At 65.3% G+C, this 19,923-nt stretch carries 17 protein-coding genes, 1 tRNA gene and 1 pseudogene; 13 read left to right on the forward strand and 6 right to left on the reverse strand.

The features are described 5' to 3' along the window. The 7 genes from ABID26_RS16860 (at position 1) to apnL (ending at position 8,317) form a co-directional block, all read left to right on the forward strand. Positions 1-828, forward strand: a complete 828-nt coding sequence (locus ABID26_RS16860; protein ID WP_354415985.1) for a phosphogluconate dehydrogenase C-terminal domain-containing protein — start codon at positions 1-3, stop codon at positions 826-828. A gap of 258 nt (positions 829-1,086) precedes the next feature. Further along, positions 1,087-2,028, forward strand: coding sequence for a D-ribose ABC transporter substrate-binding protein (locus ABID26_RS16865; protein ID WP_292338432.1), 942 nt, complete (start codon positions 1,087-1,089; stop codon positions 2,026-2,028). 80 nt (positions 2,029-2,108) lie between these two features. Beyond that, positions 2,109-2,774: a DUF2291 family protein gene (locus ABID26_RS16870; RefSeq protein WP_354415986.1), complete on the forward strand. Its 666-nt coding sequence runs from the start codon at positions 2,109-2,111 to the stop codon at positions 2,772-2,774. Further along, positions 2,771-4,315 (forward strand): sugar ABC transporter ATP-binding protein, encoded by a 1,545-nt coding sequence (locus ABID26_RS16875; protein WP_354415987.1) that lies wholly within the window; start codon positions 2,771-2,773, stop codon positions 4,313-4,315. Before ABID26_RS16870 ends, ABID26_RS16875 begins: the two co-directional genes overlap by 4 nt. Then, positions 4,315-5,379 (forward strand): ABC transporter permease, encoded by a 1,065-nt coding sequence (locus tag ABID26_RS16880; protein ID WP_354415988.1) that lies wholly within the window; start codon positions 4,315-4,317, stop codon positions 5,377-5,379. Before ABID26_RS16875 ends, ABID26_RS16880 begins: the two co-directional genes overlap by 1 nt. A 2-nt stretch (positions 5,380-5,381) precedes the next feature. After that, positions 5,382-6,416 carry a Gfo/Idh/MocA family protein gene (locus ABID26_RS16885; RefSeq protein ID WP_354415989.1) on the forward strand — a complete coding sequence of 345 codons (1,035 nt, stop codon included), beginning with the start codon at positions 5,382-5,384 and terminating at the stop codon, positions 6,414-6,416. Further along, entirely contained in the window at positions 6,413-8,317 is a 1,905-nt protein-coding gene (apnL, locus tag ABID26_RS16890) for a D-apionate lactonase (RefSeq protein ID WP_354415990.1), read from the forward strand. Before ABID26_RS16885 ends, apnL begins: the two co-directional genes overlap by 4 nt. A gap of 6 nt (positions 8,318-8,323) precedes the next feature. Here the strand turns inward: apnL and ABID26_RS16895 are convergent, their stop codons facing one another. Continuing rightward, positions 8,324-9,037, reverse strand: coding sequence for a transcriptional regulator NanR (locus tag ABID26_RS16895; protein ID WP_126099012.1), 714 nt, complete (start codon positions 9,035-9,037; stop codon positions 8,324-8,326). Between the two features lie 185 nt (positions 9,038-9,222). On the opposite strand from ABID26_RS16895, the gene oiaX reads away from it, so the two are divergent. The 6 genes from oiaX to dhaL all read left to right on the forward strand — a co-directional run bounded on the left by oiaX (position 9,223) and on the right by dhaL (position 14,855). After that, positions 9,223-10,473, forward strand: coding sequence for a 3-oxo-isoapionate-4-phosphate decarboxylase OiaX (gene oiaX / locus ABID26_RS16900; protein ID WP_354415991.1), 1,251 nt, complete (start codon positions 9,223-9,225; stop codon positions 10,471-10,473). Positions 10,474-10,475: 2 nt separating this feature from the next. After that, complete coding sequence (locus tag ABID26_RS16905) at positions 10,476-11,801, forward strand: four-carbon acid sugar kinase family protein (protein WP_354415992.1); 1,326 nt, start codon at positions 10,476-10,478, stop codon at positions 11,799-11,801. 58 nt (positions 11,802-11,859) lie between these two features. After that, positions 11,860-12,618, forward strand: a complete 759-nt coding sequence (locus ABID26_RS16910) for a triose-phosphate isomerase (protein WP_292338765.1) — start codon at positions 11,860-11,862, stop codon at positions 12,616-12,618. Positions 12,619-12,629: 11 nt separating this feature from the next. Continuing rightward, positions 12,630-13,085, forward strand: coding sequence for a D-erythrulose-4-phosphate isomerase (derI, locus tag ABID26_RS16915; RefSeq protein ID WP_292338440.1), 456 nt, complete (start codon positions 12,630-12,632; stop codon positions 13,083-13,085). A gap of 148 nt (positions 13,086-13,233) precedes the next feature. Next, positions 13,234-14,241, forward strand: a complete 1,008-nt coding sequence (locus tag ABID26_RS16920; RefSeq protein ID WP_292344618.1) for a dihydroxyacetone kinase subunit DhaK — start codon at positions 13,234-13,236, stop codon at positions 14,239-14,241. A 5-nt stretch (positions 14,242-14,246) separates the two neighbouring features. Continuing rightward, positions 14,247-14,855: a dihydroxyacetone kinase subunit DhaL gene (gene dhaL / locus ABID26_RS16925; protein WP_354415993.1), complete on the forward strand. Its 609-nt coding sequence runs from the start codon at positions 14,247-14,249 to the stop codon at positions 14,853-14,855. 232 nt (positions 14,856-15,087) lie between these two features. Here dhaL and ABID26_RS16930 read toward each other — a convergent pair whose 3' ends face one another. The 5 genes and pseudogenes from ABID26_RS16930 to selA all read right to left on the reverse strand — a co-directional run bounded on the left by ABID26_RS16930 (position 15,088) and on the right by selA (position 19,918). Continuing rightward, positions 15,088-15,573, reverse strand: a complete 486-nt coding sequence (locus ABID26_RS16930) for a hypothetical protein (RefSeq protein WP_354415994.1) — start codon at positions 15,571-15,573, stop codon at positions 15,088-15,090. Positions 15,574-15,679: 106 nt separating this feature from the next. Then, positions 15,680-15,772, reverse strand: a tRNA-Sec gene (locus tag ABID26_RS16935). 129 nt (positions 15,773-15,901) lie between these two features. Further along, positions 15,902-17,728 (reverse strand): annotated as a pseudogene (gene selB, locus ABID26_RS16940) (selenocysteine-specific translation elongation factor); the annotation flags it as partial. Further along, entirely contained in the window at positions 17,725-18,513 is a 789-nt protein-coding gene (locus ABID26_RS16945) for a tetratricopeptide repeat protein (RefSeq protein WP_354415995.1), read from the reverse strand. The pseudogene selB and the gene ABID26_RS16945, both read right to left, overlap by 4 nt. After that, entirely contained in the window at positions 18,500-19,918 is a 1,419-nt protein-coding gene (selA, locus tag ABID26_RS16950; protein ID WP_354415996.1) for an L-seryl-tRNA(Sec) selenium transferase, read from the reverse strand. The genes ABID26_RS16945 and selA overlap by 14 nt, the downstream gene beginning before the upstream one ends. Between the last annotated feature and the right edge of the window lie 5 nt (positions 19,919-19,923).

Raw genomic sequence — 19,923 nt, forward strand, 5'->3', positions numbered from 1 at the left:
ATGACAACGATTGCGCTGTTCGGTGCGGGCGGCAAAATGGGCTACCGTTTGTCGACCAATTTTCGCGGGTCGCCCTATACGATACGCCATGTCGAGATCAGCGAGGCGGGCAAGGAGCGCCTGAAGACCGGACTCGGCATCGATACAATGAGCGTCGACGAGGCGCTCGCGGGCGCCGAAGTCGTGATCCTCGCGGTTCCCGACACGCATATCGGCAAGGTCGCGGCCGGCGTCGAAAGCAAGCTGGCGCCGGGGACGATGGTGATCGTGCTCGACGCCGCGGCGCCCTTTGCCGGCCATCTGCCGAAACGTCCGGACCTGACCTATTTCGTCACCCATCCCTGTCATCCGCCGATCTTCAACGACGAGATCGATATGGCGGCCAAGAAGGACTTCTTCGGCGGCGTCAAGGCCAAGCAGCATTTCGTCAGCGCCCTGATGCAGGGGCCGGAAGAGGACTACGCCAAGGGGGAGAAGATCGCCCAGATCATCTGGGCGCCGGTGATGCGCTCGCACCGCGTCACCGTCGAGCAGATGGCGTTGCTCGAGCCTGGCCTCTCCGAGACGGTCTGCGCTTCCCTGCTCGTCGTCATGAAGGAGGCGCTCGACGAGGTCGTGGCGCGCGGCGTCGACCGGCAGGCGGCGCTCGATTTCCTGCTCGGCCACATGAACGTGCTCGGCGCCGTCATCTTCGGCGAAACCAAGGGCGTGTTCTCGGACGCCTGCAACAAGGCGATCGAGTTCGGCAAGCCGGTGCTGATGCGCGACGACTGGAAGCGGGTCTTCGAACCGGAGGAGATCGCTGCCAGCATCCAGCGCATCACCTGAGATAGCTACTATCAGGTACAAATCACCTGAATTAGTGATTGACTCATCATACCAGTTGGCTTTAGCTGGCCCGGCTCGGATTGCTGGGAAAATCCGAAGTGGACGAGTGGAGGAACGGCGGGGAGCGGCAGCGAGGGTCGGTTCGGATGAAAGCCGGCGAAGGCTTTCAAGATCCGAGCGGCGCGGCCGGCACCGCCTGACGAATTCAAACACAGACGATTGCCTCGATCGAGGCACGGTTTTCAACGGGAGGACTTCATGAAACTCACTCGCAGAATGACGCTTGCGGCTTTCGCCGGCGTGCTCGCACTGGGCACCGCTATGCCTGCCTATGCGGCGGACCTGATCGCCATCATCACGCCTTCGCACGACAATCCGTTCTTCAAGGCGGAAGCGGTGGGCGCCGAAGCCAAGGCCAAGGAGCTCGGCTACGACACGCTGGTGCTGGTGCATGACGATGACGCCAACAAGCAGTCGGAGCTGATCGACACCGCGATCGGCCGCGGCGCCAAGGCGATCATCCTCGACAATGCCGGCGCCGACGCCACCGTCGCCGCCGTGCAGAAGGCCAAGGACGCCGGCGTTCCCGCCTTCCTGATCGACCGCGAGATCAACGCCACCGGCGTCGCCGTGGCGCAGATCGTCTCCAACAACTACCAGGGCGCCCAGCTCGGCGCGCAGGAATTCGTCAAGCTGATGGGCGAAAAGGGCAATTTCGTCGAGCTGGTCGGCAAGGAGTCCGACACCAACGCCGGCATCCGCTCCAAGGGCTATCACGACGTGATCGACGACTATCCGGACCTGAAGATGGTCGCGCAGCAGTCGGCCAATTGGAGCCAGACCGAGGCCTATTCCAAGATGGAATCGATCCTGCAGGCCAACCCCGACATCAAGGGCGTGATCTCCGGCAACGACACGATGGCGATGGGCGCCTATGCGGCGCTTGCCGCCGCCGGCCGCAAGGATGTCATCGTCGTCGGCTTCGACGGCTCGAACGACGTGCGCGACTCCATCACCTCCGGCGGCATCAAGGCGACGGTGCTGCAGCCGGCCTATGCCCAGGCGCAGATGGCCGTCGAGCAGGCCAGCGACTTCATCAAGAACAAGAAGTCGCCCGAGAAGGAAAAGCAGCTCATGGACTGCGTGCTCATCAATGGCGACAATGCTCCCAAGCTGGAGACCTTCGCGCTCAAGAACTGAGCTGGCGCGATAGAAGCTGCGAGGGGCGAACGCTTGTTCGTCCCTCGCCTCCATTTCACTTTCGGGTATCCTTGATTGCCATGACCAAGCCGGCTTGTCCGCTCAAGAAGAGTTGGCTGATCCTTGCGCTCACTGCCGCCGTCGGCCTCAGCGCCTGCAAGATCCTGCCGACGCCCTCGGCGCAGGGTGCCGATAGCGGCAACAGCTCCGCCTTCAATCCCGACAAGATGGTCGAGGAGATCTGGGCCTCGAAGGTCATCCCCTATCTGCAGCAGAAGGCCGGGCCGTTCGCCGAGGTCCATGCGCTGGCGAAGACCGATCCCGCCGCTGCCGGCGCAAAATACGGCAATCCGAAGAAGCAGGCGAATTCGCCATGGACCTTCGCGGTGCGCGTCGAGGGCAAGATCGTCGCCGCCAACACGCAATCGCGCGCGGCAACCATCGATGTCGACGTCGACGGCGACGGCAAGGCGGACGCGCGGGTGCAGATCGGGCCGGCCATGCGCGGTACCGCGCTGCGCGACAGTCTGGACTTCGTGCAGTTCAACGACTTCACCAACCAGATCGACTTCGCCCAGTTCGGCAAGGCCTTCAACGCCCATGCCGGCAAGACGGTGCTGTCCAAGCTGCCGCGCGATGGGCTCGAGGGCCGCACCGCAAAGGTGCTCGGCGCCTGTACGATCGAAGGCGGCCAGGACCTGCCGCTGGTGACGCCGGCGGAGGCCGAGATCGGGCCGAAGCCATGAGCCCCTCGCTCGGTCACGACGTCATCCTCAAGCTCGAGGACATCTCCAAGGTCTATGCCGGCACCGTGGCGGTCAAGCATGCCAATTTCGAGGTGCGCAAGGGCGCGGTCAACGTGCTGGTCGGCGAGAATGGCGCCGGCAAATCGACGCTTATGAAGATCATCGCCGGCGTCGAACGGCCGACCGCCGGCCGCATCCTGCTCGACGGCAACGAGGTCTCCTTCTCGTCCTCCGGAGACGCCGTCAGCCGCGGCATCGGCATGGTGTTCCAGGAGCTCAACCTATTCGGCAACCTCTCGGTCGCCGAGAACATCTTCGCCACCCGCGAGCTGACCAACGCCTTCCGCAAGATCGACCACAAGGCGCAGGAGCGGTGCGCCGCCGAATTCCTCGAACAGCTCGAAGCCGGCATCCGGCCCGACATGCTGGTCGAGGACCTGCGCATCGGCCAGCAGCAATTGGTCGAGATCGCCAAGGCGGTCTCGCTCGACGCGCGCATTCTGATCATGGACGAGCCGACCTCGGCGCTGAGCGCGGCCGAGGTCGAGATCCTGTTCAAGGTGATCGCCGATCTCAAGGCGCGCGGCGTGGCGATCGTCTACATCTCGCACCGGTTGGAAGAGCTGATCCGTATCGGCGACTACATCACCGTGCTGCGCGACGGCCGCATCACTGGCCAGGAGGCGATGAGACAAGTCGACACGCAGTGGATCGTGCGACAGATGATCGGCTCGGACGCCAAGGATTTCGCCAAGGCCGACGGCCATCAGCCCGGCGAAGAAGTATTCCGCGCCGAGGAAATCTGCCTGCCGCGCGTCACCGGCGGACTAGCGGTCGATCATGTCTCGCTGTCGCTGCGCGCCGGCGAGATCCTCGGCATCTACGGATTGATGGGCGCCGGCCGCAGCGAGCTGTTCGACTGCATCATGGGCCGTCACGGCCAGGCGAGCGGCAGGATATTCATCGACGGGAGGCCGGTAAAGGAGCGCGACACGGCGCGGCGTATCCAGCGCGGCCTGGCGCTGATCCCGGAAGACAGGCAACGCGAGGGACTGGTGTCGATCCTGTCGGTCGCCAGCAACCTGACGCTTGCGAGCCTGTCGCGTTTCGTCAGCCTGTTCCACATACGCGGCGGCGCCGAGCGCCAGGCCGTCACGCAGATGGTGCGCGAGCTGGCGATCAAGGTCGCCGATCCGATGCAGGAAGTCTCGTCGCTGTCGGGCGGCAACCAGCAGAAGGTGGTGATCGGCAAGGCGCTGCTCACCGACCCAAAGGTGCTGTTGATGGACGAGCCCAGCCGCGGCATCGATGTCGGCGCCAAGGCCGATGTCTTCCGCACCATGCGCAAGCTTTCACGCGACGGGCTGGGCATTCTCTTCGCCACCTCCGACCTCGACGAGGTGATGGCGCTGTCCGACCGGATCGCGGTGATGAGCAACGGAAAACTGACAGGCATGTTCGATCGCGCCGAGGCGACGGAAGCGGCGATCGTCGCCGCATCGGCGCTTGGCCACGGGCCTGTGCATGGAGAGCAACGCTGATGACCGACATTCCAGCCAAGGCTGCGGCGCCATCCGCATCCAGCGGCTCCGTACTCTTGACGCTGATGAAGCTCAGGACCTTCATCGCCCTGATCGCCGTCCTGGTGTTCTTCTCGATCGCGGCGCCAAATTTTCTGTCGGCCGCCAATCTGATCCTGATGGCCAAGCACGTGGCGCTCAACGCTTTCCTCGCCATGGGCATGACCTTCGTCATCATCACCGGCGGCATCGATCTGTCGGTCGGCTCGATCGTCGGCTTGTGCGGTATGGTCGCTGGCTATCTCGTGCTCAACGGCATCGACCTGCAGATCGGCTACACCGTCTATTTCAACGTCGTCGAGATAGCTCTCATTACGCTTTCGGTCGGCATACTGATCGGCGCCGTCAACGGCTTGCTGATCACCAGGCTGAACGTCGCGCCCTTCATAGCCACGCTCGGCACGCTCTATGTCGCCCGCGGCCTGGCGCTTTTGTCGTCGGACGGCCGCACCTTCCCCAACCTCGTCGGCAAGCCGGAGCTCGGCACCACCGGATTCGGCTATCTCGGCGCCGGCAAGCTGCTCGGCCTGCCGGTCTCGATCTGGATACTGCTCGTGGTGGCGCTTGGAGCCGCCTACCTCGCCCGCTACACGCCGCTCGGCCGCCACATCTTCGCCGTCGGAGGCAACGAGCGTGCCGCGCGCATCTCGGGCGTGCGGGTCAACATGGTGAAGATGTTCGTCTACATGTTCTCCGGCTTCTGCGCGGCGATCGTCGGTCTCATCATCTCGTCCGAGCTGATGGCTTCGCATCCGGCGACGGGTGAGAGCTTCGAGCTCAACGCCATCGCGGCTGCCGTGCTCGGCGGCACCTCGATGTCGGGCGGCCGCGGCACGATCGGCGGCACCATCGTCGGCGCCTTCGTCATCGGCATCCTCTCCGACGGGCTGGTGATGATGGGCGTCAGCTCGTTCTGGCAGATGGTCATCAAGGGTCTCGTCATCATCGTCGCCGTCGTCGTCGACCAGGCGCAGCGCCGGCTGCAGAGCCGCGTGACGCTGATGCAGATGGCGAAGGCGGGCTGACCATGGCGGCATTGCGCGGAGCGCTGATCGGCTGCGGCTTCTTCGCCGTCAATCAGATGCATGCTTGGCGCGACATAGACGGCGCCTCGATCGTGGCGATCTGCGACCGCGATCCCGAGCGATTGCGGATCGTCGGCGACCAGTTCGGCATCGAGCGGCGCTACAGTGATGCGGCCGAAATGTTTGCCGGCGAGACGCTCGACTTCGTCGACATCGCAACCACCGTCGGCAGTCATCGGCCGTTGGTCGAGATGGCTGCCGCCAACTGCGTACCCGTGATCTGCCAGAAGCCGTTCGCGCCGACGCTTGCCGACGCCAAGGCCATGGTGAAGGCCTGCGCCGACGCCGGCGTGTCGCTGATGGTGCATGAAAACTTCCGCTGGCAGTCGCCGATCCAGGCTGTGCGCGCCGTGGTCGACAGCGGCGAGATCGGCAGGCCGTTCTTCGGGCGCATCTCCTTCCGCTCGGCCTATGACGTGTTTTCGGGGCAGCCTTATCTCGCGACCGGCAAACGCTTCATCATCGAGGATCTCGGCATCCACATCCTCGACATCGCCCGGTTCCTGCTCGGCGACGTGTCGAACCTCACCGCGCGCACCGCGCGCGTCAATCCGGACATCGCCGGCGAGGACGTGGCGACGATGCTGATGGATCACGAAGGCGGCGCCATCTCCGTGGTCGATTGCAGCTATGCGACCAAGCTTGCGACCGAACCGTTCCCCGAAACGCTGATCGAGCTTGACGGCAGCGATGGCACGATCCGGCTGGCACAGGGCTACCGACTGACGGTCACCGGCAAGAGCGGCACCACGGTCAGCGACGTGTCACCGCCGCTGCTTTCCTGGGCGTCGCGGCCATGGCACAATATCCAGGAAAGCGTCGTCGCGATCCAGAAACACTGGGTCGAGTGCCTCAACGCCGACAAGGAGCCGGCGACATCCGGCGCGGACAATCTCAAGACGTTCGCCCTGGTTGAGGCCGCCTATGCCGGTGCCGCCAACCGGCAACCAGTGCGGATCGACGACCTGCTCAAATGACCACGGATCCCCTCCTCCTCCACGGCACGCGCGCGGTCGACGCCGAACCGGTCCGGCTCGTAGCCGGCCCGCTCAGCGCCGATTTCGTCAACGGCAATCTGCGCACCGTCCGCCATGGCGGCGTCGAGGTGCTGCGCGCCGTCGCCTATATCGTGCGCGACCGCGACTGGGGCACTTATGAGCCGGTGCTGGCGGATCTGGTCATCGAACAGGGTGACGACCGTTTCTCGGTGCGCTACTCGGCAAGCTGCGAGGGGCCGGGCGGGAGCCGGCTCGGCTTCCGCGCCACGATCGAGGGCCGCGCCGACGGCAGTCTCAGCTTCGATGTGAGCGCGCTGCCGGAAAGCGATTTCGAGACCAACCGCTGCGGCTTCTGCATCCTGCATCCGATCGCCGGTCTCGCCGGCAGCCCGGTCAAGATCGAGCATACGGACGGCAGCGTGGCGGACACGAAGCTGCCCTTGCTGATCGACCCCTGGCAGCCGTTCAAGAACATGCGCGCCATCACTCACCAGGTCCGGCCGGGCGTCGGCGCCGAATGCCGGATGGAAGGCGATATTTTCGAGATGGAGGACCAGCGCAACTGGTCGGATGCCTCCTACAAGACCTATGTGCGGCCGCTCGCTTTGCCGTGGCCCTACGTGCTGCCGGCCGGACAAACCAATCGTCAGACGATCACGCTGCGCATCACCGGCGACCCCAAGGTGACTGCCGCGACAACTGGCGCCGAACCTGTTCACGTCGAACTTGGCGAGGCCGGAGCGAACCTCCCCGATGTTGGCGTGGTCATTTATCCCGAAGATGTCGAGGCGGCGCTTGCCAAGCTTCCGCAGCTGTCGAACCTTGGCCCGCAGCAGCTTCTCCTCCACTATGATCCGACATGCGGCCACGGCCTGGACGCCTTGCGCGCCCATGCCAGGCTCGCCGCCGCTTTCCCCGCCAAGACAACCCTCGAATGCGTCGTCGCCTGCGCCGGCGATCTCGACGTTGAACTCTCCGGCGTTGCCGAGATGGTGCGCAGGGTGGGTCTGCGCCTCGATGCCGTCGCGGTCTCGCCTTCGGTCGACCGGCAGTCTACGCCGCCCGGCAGCGTCTGGCCGGCATGCCCACCGCTCGAGGACGTCTACGCCGCCGCCCGCCGCGCCTTCCCCGGCATCCAGCTCGGTGGCGGCATGTTCAGCTATTTCACCGAGCTCAACCGCAAGCGCATTCCCGCCGACGCGCTCGATTTCATCACCCATTGCACCTGCCCGATCGTGCACGCGGCGGACGATCTCAGTGTCATGCAATCGCTGGAGGCGCTGCCTTTCATCACCCAGTCGACACGGGCGATCTACGGAGCGAAGCCTTATCGCATCGGACCCTCGACCATCGCGATGCGGCAGAACCCCTATGGCGGCGCGACCAAGGACAATCCACACGGCCAGCGCATCGCCATGGCCAATCGCGATCCGCGCCATGCCGGCTTGTTCGCTGCCGCCTGGACGATCGGCTATGCCGCGCGCGTGGCGCCGGCCGGGCTGGAGATGCTCACGCTTTCCGGCTTCACAGGGTCGTTCGGCCTGCTCGCGGCCGCCGGCGAACCCGCCGAAGAAGGAAAGCCGCGGCCGATCTTCCATGCTGTGCAAGGCCTCGCCGCGCTGGCCGGCCATACGCATATCGCTGTGCGCGTCAGCGGCGATCGCGTGGCTGCGCTGGCGGGCCGCTCGCCGGCTGGCGCCGTGACGGCCTGGCTGGCAAACATCGCGTCGGACGAGGTGCCCGTCGACATCTCGGCGCTGGTTGGCGGAGCGGCAGGTCCGGTTACGATCTGGGACGAAGTGGGTGAACGCACGCTTGCAATCGGCGCGGCTTCAGGGCGCTTCACCATGCCGGCTTACGCCATAGCAAGGATCGGCTGAACGAAGTTATTTCTCAGAGCTCATCACATAGAGGGCGCGCGAGCGTTCGAGGTGCTTGATCATCGCCTTCTCGGCGCCTTCGGCGTCCTTCTTCTCGATACAGCCGATGATCTCTTCGTGCTCGGTCAGTGTGAACTTTTCCTTGCCGGTCCAGATCAGCATCTCGGTGTGATATTCCTTCAGCCAGCCGAGCATCGCCTCGCTGACGGCGACATAGATCGGATTGCCCGAGATCGCCGCGATCTGGGTGTGGAAGCGCATGTCGGCGGAGATGAAGGCCTCGGCATCGCCGCGCGCGGCGCGCTGCTCGGCGACGGTCGCTCTCAACCGCTGCACATCCTCGGGCGTCGCCTTCTCGGCCGCTTCCTTGACCATGCCGCGCTCGAAGAAGATGCGCGCGCTCTTCAAATGCTCCAGCGTATCCTTCGACGACGACAGGATGATCTTGGCCGCGCCGTCGACCTGCTTGATGATCGACTTGGCGGTGAGCTGCAGCACCTTGGCGCGCTCACCATGCGAGATGGCGACAAGACCCATATTGCTCAGCGCCTGCATCGCCTCGCGAATCGCCGGCCGGCCGACTTCGAAGCGCTCCATCAGCTCGCGCTCGGACGGCATGTCGTCACCCGGCTGCAACTCGCCGCTGGTGATGAGGCGCTTCAGCCTGGCAAAGACTTCATCGGAAAGCTTGCGCCGGACGATCGGTTCCGAACGGTTCATCGCCGCGAATCACTCCTTGACCCAGACCCAATCTAACACCGCGACTGCAATTTCCGGAATGGCCGTCACCTTTCGCATGGCGCTCCGCCAGGCAGGATATTGCTTGCAATGCTTATGTGCTCATTATACCAGATTTCGAGCACAGGGAATTCTTTTCCTGCCTTTTCGACTGAGTATGACCGGCCATGATCACCCTCACCTATCGCATCGAGACCGCGGGGAGCATCGAGGCGCTGGCGGCCAAGATCGCCAGCGACCAGTCGACGGGCACCTTCGTCGCGTTGCCCGGCGAGACCGAGGAGTTGAAGGCACGGGTGGCGGCGCGCGTGCTGGCGATCCGGCATTTGCCGGACGCGGCGCAACCGTCGATACCCGAGGCCGGCGGCGGTCCCTTCAAGCGCGCCGATGTCGACATCGCCTTTCCTTTCGACGCGATCGGTACCGATCTCGCGGCGCTGATGACGATTGCGATCGGCGGCACCTATTCGATCAGGGGGCTCACCGGCATCCGCGTCGTCGACATGAAGCTGCCGGAAGAGTTCCGAGGCGCTCATCCCGGCCCGCAATTCGGTGTCGCCGGCAGCCGCAGGCTCACCGGCGTCGAGGGCCGCCCGATCATCGGCACTATCGTCAAGCCGGCGCTGGGTTTGAGGCCGCATGAGACGGCCGAGATGGTGGGCGAGCTGATCGAGGCCGGCGTCGATTTCATCAAGGATGACGAGAAGCTGATGAGCCCGGCCTATTCGCCGCTGTCGGAGCGGGTGAAGGCGATCATGCCGCTGATTCACGACCATGAGCAGAAGACCGGCAGGAAAGTGATGTACGCTTTCGGCATCTCGCACGCCGATCCCGACGAGATGATGCGCAACCACGATCTGGTGCTTGAAGCCGGCGGCAATTGCGCGGTCATCAACATCAACTCCGTCGGCTTCGGCGGCATGGCCTTCCTGCGCAAGCGCTCCGGCCTGGTGCTGCATGCGCACCGCAACGGCTGGGACATCCTCACCCGCCATCCCGGCCTCGGCATGGACTTCAAGGTCTGGCAGCAGTTCTGGCGGCTGCTCGGCGTCGACCAGTTCCAGATCAACGGCATCGCCTCCAAATACTGGGAGCCGGACGACTCCTTCATCCGCTCCTTCGAGGCGGTGACGACGCCGCTCTTCTCGCCTGATGATTGCGCCCTGCCGGTGGCTGGCTCCGGCCAGTGGGGCGGACAGGCGCCGGAGACCTATGAACGCACCGGCCGAACGGTCGATCTCCTCTATCTCTGCGGCGGCGGCATCGTCAGCCATCCGGACGGGCCGGGAGCCGGCGTGCGCGCCGTGCAGCAGGCCTGGCAGGCGGCGGTCGAGGGTATTGCGCTGACGGACTACGCTCGCGGTCACCCCGAGCTAGCGCGCTCGATCGAAAAGTTCGCCGACGGCAAGGCGGCCTGAGCATGCAAAACCTGCTTCTCAGCTATTACGGCGACGACCTCACCGGCTCGACCGACGTCATGGAGGCGCTGGAACTCGGCGGCGTGCCGACCGTGCTGTTCATGCGCAAGCCCGATGCCGGACTGATGACGCGCTTCACGCATTGCCGCGCCGTTGGCCTTGCCGGCACCAGCCGCAGCGAGTCCCCGCAATGGATGGACACGCATCTGAAGGACGCCTTCACCTGGCTGAAGACGCTTCAAGCCGAGATCTGCCACTACAAGGTCTGCTCGACCTTCGATTCCAGCCCGACGATCGGCAGCATCGGCCGCGCGATCGAGATCGGCCGCGCGGTGTTCGCGCAAGCCTGCGTGCCGCTGGTGATCGGCGCGCCGCAGCTCAAGCGCTACACCGCCTTCGGCCACCTCTTCGCGGCCTATCGCGACAGATACTACCGCATCGACCGCCACCCGGTGATGAGCCGTCATCCGGCGACGCCGATGGATGAGTCCGACCTCCTGGTGCATTTGTCGCGCCAGACGAACCTCGCCTCGGGCCTGCTCGATCTGGCGACGCTGCAATCGCCATCCCGATCGGACGCCCTGGACCGCCGTCTCAGGGAAAGCGGCATCGTGCTCGTCGACGTAGACAGCCGTGAAACGCAGGCGCTCGCCGGCAAGGAAATCTGGCGCACCCGCAAGTCGGGCGGATATTTCGTCGCCGGCTCCTCCGGCATCGAATATGCGTTGCTCGCCGAATGGCAGGGCAATGCAGGGGCAAGCGCGAGGTTCCAGCCGCCCGGCGCCGCCGACCGCATCGCGGTGGTGTCGGGCAGTTGCTCGCCGACGACGGAACGGCAGATCCGGCATGCGATGAGCGACGGTTTCGACGGCATCGAGGTCGACCCCGTCGAGCTGGTCTCCGAACGCTCCGGAAGTGCGATCGCGCGCGCCGTGGCGGCCGGATGCGCCAGCCTGGAAGCCGGACGCAGTGTGATCCTCTATACGGCTCTCGGTCCTACAGCCGACCGCGGAGCGGAGATCGACCGCCAGGAAGGCGCCCGCCACAAGCTTGGCCGCGGCCTTGGCGAACTGCTTCGCGCATTGACCGTGGGCCAGCAATTGAAGCGGGTGATCATCGCCGGCGGCGACACGTCCAGCCATGCGCTTGGCCAGATGGGCGTCGACGCGCTGACGGTGAGAATGCCGCTGCCGGCATCGCCCGGCTCGCCGCTGTGCGTCGCCCATTCGAGCATCGCTGCGGTCGACGGGCTGGAGGTGGCGCTGAAGGGCGGACAGGTCGGGACCGATCGCTATTTCTCGGCCATCCGTGACGGTCTCGGCGGTTGATAGCGCCATGCCGCACTCACCCGTTTTCGGCCCGCTGTCGCCAAGGGACTGATCAATGATGCCTCAAGTCTGGATCGGCACAAGCTGGAAAATGAACAAGACACTGGCACAGGCGCGTGCCTTCGCCAGCGGACTGCTTGCCGACCCGGAAGGCGACCCGCGGGTCCAGCGTTTCGTCATCCCGCCCTTCACGGCGGCGCGAGAGGTCAAGGCGATGCTGAGGGATACCTCCATCAAGGTCGGAGCCCAGAACATGCATTGGGCCGACGAGGGCGCATGGACCGGCGAGATCTCCCCGGTGATGCTGAAGGATTGCAGTCTCGACATCGTCGAGCTCGGCCATTCCGAACGCCGCGAGCATTTCGGCGAAACCGACGAAACCGTTGGCCTCAAGACGGAGGCCGCCTTGCGCCACGGCCTGACCCCCTTGATCTGCATCGGCGAGACTTTTGCCCAACGCGAGGCCGGCTTGGCCCGCGAAGTTCTCGACAGGCAGGTACGCGGCGCGCTCTCCAAGCTCAGCGCCGCGCAGAAGCGTGCGCCGATCCTGCTCGCCTACGAGCCGGTATGGGCAATCGGCATCAATGGCATTCCGGCGACCTCGGACTATGCCGATGCCCGCCAGGCAGAGATCATCGCTACCGCTGAGGACGTGCTCGGGCGCCGCGTTCCTTGCCTCTATGGCGGTTCGGTCAACCAGGACAATTGCGCTGAACTCATCGCATGCCCGCATATCGACGGGTTGTTCATCGGACGCGCTGCATGGGCTGTCGAGGGCTACCTCGACATCCTGTCCAGATGCCTCGCCAAACTATGAGGGAGACGATCATGAAGCTCGCGGTTGCGGGAGACAGCGCCGGCGAAGGCCTGGCCAGGGTTCTTGCCGACTATCTGAAGGACAAGCACGAGGTTTCGGAAGTGTCGCGCACCGAAACCGGCCCCGACCCGTTCTACGCCAATTTGTCCGACCGGGTCGCGAGCGACGTGCTGGCCGGCAAATACGACCGTGCCATTCTGATATGCGGCACGGGGATCGGCGTCTGCATCTCGGCCAACAAGGTGCCGGGCATCCGCGCGGCGCTCACCCACGACACCTACTCCGCCGAGCGCGCCGCGCTGTCGAACAATGCGCAGATCATCACCATGGGCGCGCGCGTGATCGGGCCCGAGCTGGCGAAGTCGATCGCCGATGCCTTTCTCAAGGAGACGTTCGATCCGCAGGGGCGGTCGGCCGGCAACGTCGCCGCCATAGATCAAGTCGACGCCAAGTACAACGCTCGCTGAACCCTCGGGCGCTGGCCCGGCGATTTCTCCAGCGGCACTGCTACCGCTTAGCGAATTTCCGGCTGTTTGGCTCGCCAAGAAAACACAACGTTCCAAGCGGCCGGGAAACGCTTTAGTCTCGCGGCCGAAATTGTACAGGGAGACGCCAATGAGCCTGACGCAGAAGCTGATCAACGACGGCAATGCAGCGGTCGACGAGATGCTGGTCGGCATCATGGCTGCGCATCCTGAGCATCTTTGGCGCCCCGACAATGCGCCGCGTGCGGTTGTCGCCAGACACGGTCCGCGCACCGGCAAGGTGGCGCTGGTCATCGGCGGCGGCTCAGGCCATGAGCCGACCTTCCTTGGCTATGTCGGCAAGGGATTGGCGGATGCCGCCGCGATCGGCAACGTCTTCGCCTCGCCGCCTCCGCAGCCGGCGGTCGACGCGGCGATGGCCGCGAGCGGCGGCGCCGGCGTCCTGTTCATGTACGGCAACTATGCCGGCGACGTGATGAACTTCGACATGGCCGCCGAGCTTCTGGAGATGGAAGGCATCGAGGCACGGACGGTGCTGACCACCGACGACATCGCGTCGGCGCCACGCGACCAACGGCAAAAGCGCCGCGGCGTGGCCGGCAACGTGTTCATCTTCAAGGCCGCGGGTGCGGCCGCCGACATGATGATGCCGCTGGACGAGGTGGAGCGGATCGCCCGTCACGCCAACGACCGCACCTTCACCATGGGCGTGGCGCTCTCGTCCTGCTCCCTGCCGCAGACGCGGCGGCCAAGCTTCGATCTCCCCGTTGGCGAGATGGAGATCGGCATGGGCATCCATGGCGAGCCCGGCGTGCGACGCGGCCCATTGCATTCGGCCGACGATGTCGCCGACGAAATCATGGATGCGATCCTTGCGGAAATGAAGGCGCCGGCCGGCGATCGCGTCGCGGTGCTGGTCAATTCGCTCGGCGCAACGCCGCTGATGGAGCTCTACATCCTGAACGCCCGGATCGCCGAACGGCTGCAGGCTGCCGGGCTCACCGTCCACAAGACGCTGGTCGGGCCCTATTGCACGTCGCTCGACATGGCCGGAGCCTCGATCACCATCATGCATCTCGATGACGAATTGCAGCGCATGATCGACCATCCCTGCGACTGCGCCATGTTCCGGAGCTGAACGAGATGGAGTTTACGACCAAGGATTTGAAGGCCCTTTTCGGCGCCTTCTCCGAGCGGATGACGACCGAGCGCGACAGGCTCTGCGCGCTTGACGGGGTGATCGGGGACGCCGATCACGGCATCGCCATGGAACAAGGCATGAAGGCCGCTGCCGACGCGGCCCAGGCCGCCGAGGGCACGTTGCAGGATGTCTTCAACGCCGCCGCCAAAGGCTTTCTCAACGCAGTCGGCGCCTCCTCCGGACCGCTCTACGCGACCGCCCTTCTGCGCGCCGGCAAGGCCGCGGGCCCGCGCGGATCTATGCCGAGCGGCGAGCTGCGGACCGTCATTGCGGCGATGCGTGATGGCATCGTCCAGCGCGGCAAGGCCGAACCCGGCCAGAAAACCATGCTCGACGCCTGGGCGCCGGCTGCGGATGCGGCAGTCAATGGCCAGAACGCCGCCGCCATAGCCGCCGCTGCCCGCCAGGGAGCGGAAGCGACGCGCGACATGATCGCCACCGTCGGCCGCGCCGCACGTCTCGGCGAGCGTTCGCTGGGTCATCCGGACCCCGGCTCGGTTTCAGCCGCAATGCTGGTCGAAGAAATCTGCAATGCGATGAAGACCGCCTGACCACCTGTTGCGTGGGCTAAAAGCAATTCCAGGAAAAAGTGTGAAACGGTTTTCCGTCCGGAATTGCGCAGAAACAAATTGTTAGAGCAGTTCGGCGTTTCCATGAAACGGTGAACTGCTCTAGCCAAGCGCGTTCCTTGGCTTCAGACGACTTCCTGCCCAAAATGCGCGCGTAGAATGGCTCGCATTACGGGCGTGGCGCTCAGACTGGGGACGGCGCTCGGCGTGCGCATCAAAAATCGACGACAGGCGTGTCCGGCATCTGCTGTTCGAGCAGTGTCCAGAACACGGAGCCCCGGGTTTCAGAGTACCATTGCTCGAAATCCGCAAGCGCGGCACGGATATTGGCGGATTGGTTCCCGTTCGTGTCCCGGAACATTGCCAGCGCAACCGGCGCAAAATGCGAGATCACCTGCGAGCGCGCCTCGCTGTCTGCATTCCAGCCGAGGCTCGTGCGCAAAGCGGCGAAGGCGCTCGCAACGGCGATATCCTCACTTTCGGCCGGGGCTATCGCATCGGCGATCATCTGCATGAAATTGAGCCGCCGGAAAGCAAAGGCGCGGTCCTGTTCCAGAACTGCGATCTGCCTTGCTGCCTCGTGCCGGAAACTCGTCTCCACAGCTTTGGCGGACTCGGCCGCAGTCCTCAGTTCAAGCAGAAAAGATGCTGGCATCGCGTCATCTCCTCGGAAAGATCCGACAGCCAATTCTAAAAGCATGTCTCCCGAAAGTGGGCCCGGTTTCGGGACGAAGACATGCTTAAAATCAAGAACCTAAGGCAGGTCGCGTGAATCCTTTTTCACGCGACCTGCCTTAAGAGGACGGCGGAAGAGAGTGGGAGTCGAACCCACCAAGGACCGGCTCGCGGCCCCTCCCGGATTTGAAGTCCGGACGCCCCACCGGGGACGATGCTCCTCCAGAAGCTTTCGCGATTGGCGGCCCACTGTCGTCCTGGCGGCGAAACAGGTCCAGCCGATGCTTGTTGACGCGACGCAGGTCACCGCGTCGCAAGGTGACGCCGTGCCGATCGAGGAATTCGAGGATGTGGACAGCGACCTTGCGCCCGCTGCCCGCCCTGTCGCGAAACTGTGCGACACTGAACCGTCCTTCATGCTCGGCCGCCAGATCGCAGACGATCTCGACGATCTCGCCCAGCGCCGAGTGAAGGAAGAAGTGATCATGCGCAACCTCATGAACCGTGCTGATGCGTCCGGAGAGCTTCAGGACCTTGCGGATTTCCGCTTCCGGCCGGGCAAGCTCGCTTGCGATGTCGCGCACTCTTGGGGGATGGAATTTCACCGGCCCAGCTAGCCGTGGCTCGATCTCGCGCCAGAGGGTCTCTTCCCTGGCCGCGAGACGGACCTGATGTCCCGGAAGCCGTACCCAAGCGCCGTCAAGCTCGATCTGACCGACGCGGACCAGACTTCGCATCGCAGCGGCGAAGGCCGGCGCAGGAAGACAGGGATCGAGCTGAAGGCGCAGCTTTTCCATTCCGATGCCTGGCAAATCCGGGTTGCCGCCATGAAAGCTCTCCAGGATTGAGTCCAGGTGGCGCTTGAACCGAGCCCAACCGATTGACGAGACCACGAACGGCGTCTCCCCGACGGAAATCGTCGCAAGGCCGAGACAATCGATCAGGCTTGCGACCTCGCCGGCGCCGAGGGCACGATCGCGTGCGAAGGCTCCTAGATCCAGATAGCGGGGCGGCGTGTCGAGCAGCGCAGCGACGGCCTTTTCCGGAGCCGGAATGGCGAATGCTTCGAGCATGGCCAGCCGATCCGGTGAGCGGCGTTTCCGGCTCGGACCTCTGAGGTCGATGAAGCGTCCGCCGCCGATGGTTCGCTGGGCGGAGGTGTCGCGCATCACATAGGCGTCGCCGGCCGCAGCGGCGATCGGGTTCTCCAAAACGATCTGGACCTTGGCCGTGCCGCCCGGCGCTATAGGCTCGTCGTTGAGAAGCACGATCCTCGCTCCAACCTCGGCAGCGGCGTGGTGGAGCCGCACCGGGAACCACTGCCCGATCGGCCTTGGCTCGCGGGGCAGCAGGCGCAACTCGGCGTCGATCCTGTCCGCCGGCGCGTGAAGCGCGGGATCGAGGATCACGTCTCCGCGGCGGATCGCCTCCTTGCTGACGCCGTCGCCTGTCAGACAGAGCGCGCAGCGGTCTCCGGCTCGGCCGCGCTCTGCCACCCGGTCCTGAGCGTGGATCGAGCGAATGCGCGCGGCAAGCCCTGGCGGGCTCACCACCACGCTGTCGCCGACGTCAATGCAACCTGAAAGCACGGTGCCGGTCGCGACAGTGCCGATGCCATGCAGGGTAAAGCAGCGGTCGACCGCCAATCGAAAGCGGCCCGCGGCTGAGCGCCTGGCAAAGCGCGATGCCTCTTCGAACAGCAGGTATCGAAGGTCATCGATGCCTTCGCCGGTAACGGTAGAGGCCGGGACAACCTCAGCCTCCTCCAAGGCGGTACCGGCAACGGCGGCGCTGATGTCCGCGGCAACGGCTGCGCGTCGTGCCGGGTCGGCCAGATCGCACTTCGAGAGCACGACCAGCCCGCGCCTGACACCAAGGAGATCGATGATCGCCAGGTGTTCACGCGTCTGCGGCATGACGCCGTCGTCGGCCGCCACGACCAACAGCGCGAAATCGATGCCGCTGGCGCCGGCGACCATGGTGTGGACGAAGCGCTCATGACCGGGAACGTCTATGAACCCGACGATGTCCCCGCTCGGCGTCGGAAGATAGGCGAAGCCGAGGTCGATCGTCATGCCGCGCGCCTTCTCTTCCTGGAGCCGGTCCGTATCGACGCCGGTCAGTGCCTGCACCAGCGCCGTCTTGCCGTGGTCGACATGTCCCGCCGTGCCGACGATCATGGCGCAGGCTCCTCGAGCGACAGCGCAGCGCGGCGCTCGCCCTCGGCGATATCGTCCGCGGTGAGCGCGCCGCGCGCCGCGTCGATATACCGGCCTGCGAGAGCACTGCCGCCTGCCCGCGCACGCAGCAGCCAGGCATAGGCTTCGACAGCGTCGGCGGGAACGCCGGCGCCGAGATGGCAGGCGGCGCCGAGCAGCGCTTGACCGTCGGCGTCGCCGCGCAATGCCGCCTTGCGCCACCAGCGGACCGCTTCGGCAGGATCGCGCGGCACGCCGAGCGCATCGTGATAGAGCATGCCGACACGGGTCATTGCCGATGCGATCCCTCGCCCGGCGGCGGCCAGCGCCCAGCGCCGCGCCTCGGCGATGTCGGGCTCGATCACCTCACCCTCGAGCAGCATCCAGCTCAGCATGTCCTGCGCCGGTCCGTCGCCTTGTTCCGCCGCGGCCCTATAGAGTTCGGCCGCGCGGCGGTAATTCTGCTCGACGCCTTCGCCACGGAAATAGAGCGAGGCGAGGTTCCGCTGCCCGACCGGATCGCCGGCTTCGGCGGCGAGCGCCAGCCAGCGGAAGGCAAGACTGCAGTCACGCTCGACGCCGAGCCCCTCGGCGAAACAGGCGCCGATATTGTTTTGGGCGCGAGCCGATCCGGACCGCGCCAGCGGCTCCCAAATGCCGAGAGCTGTGGCGTAGTCGCCCCGGTTGGCAGCGTCGAGGGCCGCCGCCAACTGGTCGGCCGCAGATGCCGGGGCGGCCTTGCGCGCGAGATGATCAAGCCATCGCACCGCCGCCTCCCAGAGAGAAGTTTGCGAGATTGGCCACAAAACCGGCTTCGTCTTCAAGGCAACGCAGATCAAGCACGAGCGCCCGCTTTTCGACGCGCCCGATCACCGGAACAGGCAGCGCGCGCAGGGCGGCCGCCAGTGCTTCCAGGGCCTGACCGCTGTCTGAATGGGGGCTAAGTGCAAGCCCGGCGCTCGGCAAGGTATCGAGCGGCATTGCGCCCGATCCGACCTGGCTGCGGCACTCCGTCACCTGCACTATAAATTGATCGCCCAGAGCGTTGGAGAGCAGAGGAGCCAAGCGCTGGGCCTGCGCGGCAATATCGACGGCGAGGCGCGCGAGCAGCCTGAGCGTCGGCAAACGCTCGGCCAGGCGATCCGGGTTGCGATAGAGCTTCAGCGTCGCCTCCAGCGCGGCCAGCCGGAGCTTGTCGACGCGAAGCGCCCGCTTCATCGGGTTTCGGTTGACCTCGGCAACAAGATCCTTCCTGCCGACGACGAAACCTGCCTGCGGCCCTCCGAGCAGCTTGTCGCCCGAGAAGGTGACGAGATCGGCGCCGTCCGCGATCGCCTCGCCCACGGTCGGCTCGTGCCTGAGGCCATATTGGGTAAGATCGATGAGCGTGCCCGAGCCGAGATCGTGGACGAGAGGCACGCCGCGTTCCCTGGCGATTGCCGAAAGCTCGCGCGCCGGGACTTCGGCCGTGAACCCCTCGATCCGGTAGTTCGACGTGTGCACCTTGAACACGAGTCCGGTCGCCGGACCGATGGCCGACAGATAGTCCCTGGGATGCGTACGGTTGGTGGTCCCGACCTCAACGAGCTTCGCTCCCGCGCGGGTCATGATGTCCGGCATGCGGAACGCGCCGCCGATCTCGATCAGCTCGCCACGCGACACGATCGCCTCGCGGCCAAGCGAGAGCGTGTTGAGGACGAGGAGGACCGCGGCCGCGTTGTTGTTGACGATGGTCGCGTCCTCGGCCCCCGTGAGCTCGCATATGAGCATGCGCAGATGATCGTCGCGTTCGCCGCGTCTGCCGGTCCCGATATCGAATTCGAGCGCCACTGCCTCGCGCATGGCGGCGCGCATTGCCTCGGCGGCTTCGTTCGCGATGAGCGCGCGGCCGAGATTGGTGTGCAGCACAGTGCCGGTCAGGTTGAAAACCGGGCGCAGCGATGGGTGCTCGGCGGTCTTGAGCCGGACAAGTGCGTCGGCGGCGAGGTCGCACGGATCAGGCACCGCGGCCCCGGTGCGCCACGCTGCCCGCGCTTCTTCGAGCACATCGCGGATGGCGCGCGTCGTGGACTGCTGCCCGAAGCGCTCGACCGCCGCAGCCGCGAGCGGCGTCTTCAGCACCCGATCGACTGATGGGAGATCGCGCAGGCGAGTTGCGGGCAGATCGGACATCGCAC

The organism is Mesorhizobium shonense (assembly GCF_040545255.1).
Lineage (GTDB): Bacteria > Pseudomonadota > Alphaproteobacteria > Rhizobiales > Rhizobiaceae > Mesorhizobium > Mesorhizobium shonense.

Coding starts and splice junctions, on each gene's coding strand:
- ABID26_RS16860 (WP_354415985.1), top strand. CDS start 1: ATGACAACGATTGCGCTGTTCGGTGCGGGCGGCAAAATGGGCTACCGT.
- ABID26_RS16865 (WP_292338432.1), top strand. CDS start 1,087: ATGAAACTCACTCGCAGAATGACGCTTGCGGCTTTCGCCGGCGTGCTC.
- ABID26_RS16870 (WP_354415986.1), top strand. CDS start 2,109: ATGACCAAGCCGGCTTGTCCGCTCAAGAAGAGTTGGCTGATCCTTGCG.
- ABID26_RS16875 (WP_354415987.1), top strand. CDS start 2,771: ATGAGCCCCTCGCTCGGTCACGACGTCATCCTCAAGCTCGAGGACATC.
- ABID26_RS16880 (WP_354415988.1), top strand. CDS start 4,315: ATGACCGACATTCCAGCCAAGGCTGCGGCGCCATCCGCATCCAGCGGC.
- ABID26_RS16885 (WP_354415989.1), top strand. CDS start 5,382: ATGGCGGCATTGCGCGGAGCGCTGATCGGCTGCGGCTTCTTCGCCGTC.
- apnL (WP_354415990.1), top strand. CDS start 6,413: ATGACCACGGATCCCCTCCTCCTCCACGGCACGCGCGCGGTCGACGCC.
- ABID26_RS16895 (WP_126099012.1), bottom strand. CDS start 9,037: ATGAACCGTTCGGAACCGATCGTCCGGCGCAAGCTTTCCGATGAAGTC.
- oiaX (WP_354415991.1), top strand. CDS start 9,223: ATGATCACCCTCACCTATCGCATCGAGACCGCGGGGAGCATCGAGGCG.
- ABID26_RS16905 (WP_354415992.1), top strand. CDS start 10,476: ATGCAAAACCTGCTTCTCAGCTATTACGGCGACGACCTCACCGGCTCG.
- ABID26_RS16910 (WP_292338765.1), top strand. CDS start 11,860: ATGCCTCAAGTCTGGATCGGCACAAGCTGGAAAATGAACAAGACACTG.
- derI (WP_292338440.1), top strand. CDS start 12,630: ATGAAGCTCGCGGTTGCGGGAGACAGCGCCGGCGAAGGCCTGGCCAGG.
- ABID26_RS16920 (WP_292344618.1), top strand. CDS start 13,234: ATGAGCCTGACGCAGAAGCTGATCAACGACGGCAATGCAGCGGTCGAC.
- dhaL (WP_354415993.1), top strand. CDS start 14,247: ATGGAGTTTACGACCAAGGATTTGAAGGCCCTTTTCGGCGCCTTCTCC.
- ABID26_RS16930 (WP_354415994.1), bottom strand. CDS start 15,573: ATGCTTTTAGAATTGGCTGTCGGATCTTTCCGAGGAGATGACGCGATG.
- selA (WP_354415996.1), bottom strand. CDS start 19,918: ATGTCCGATCTGCCCGCAACTCGCCTGCGCGATCTCCCATCAGTCGAT.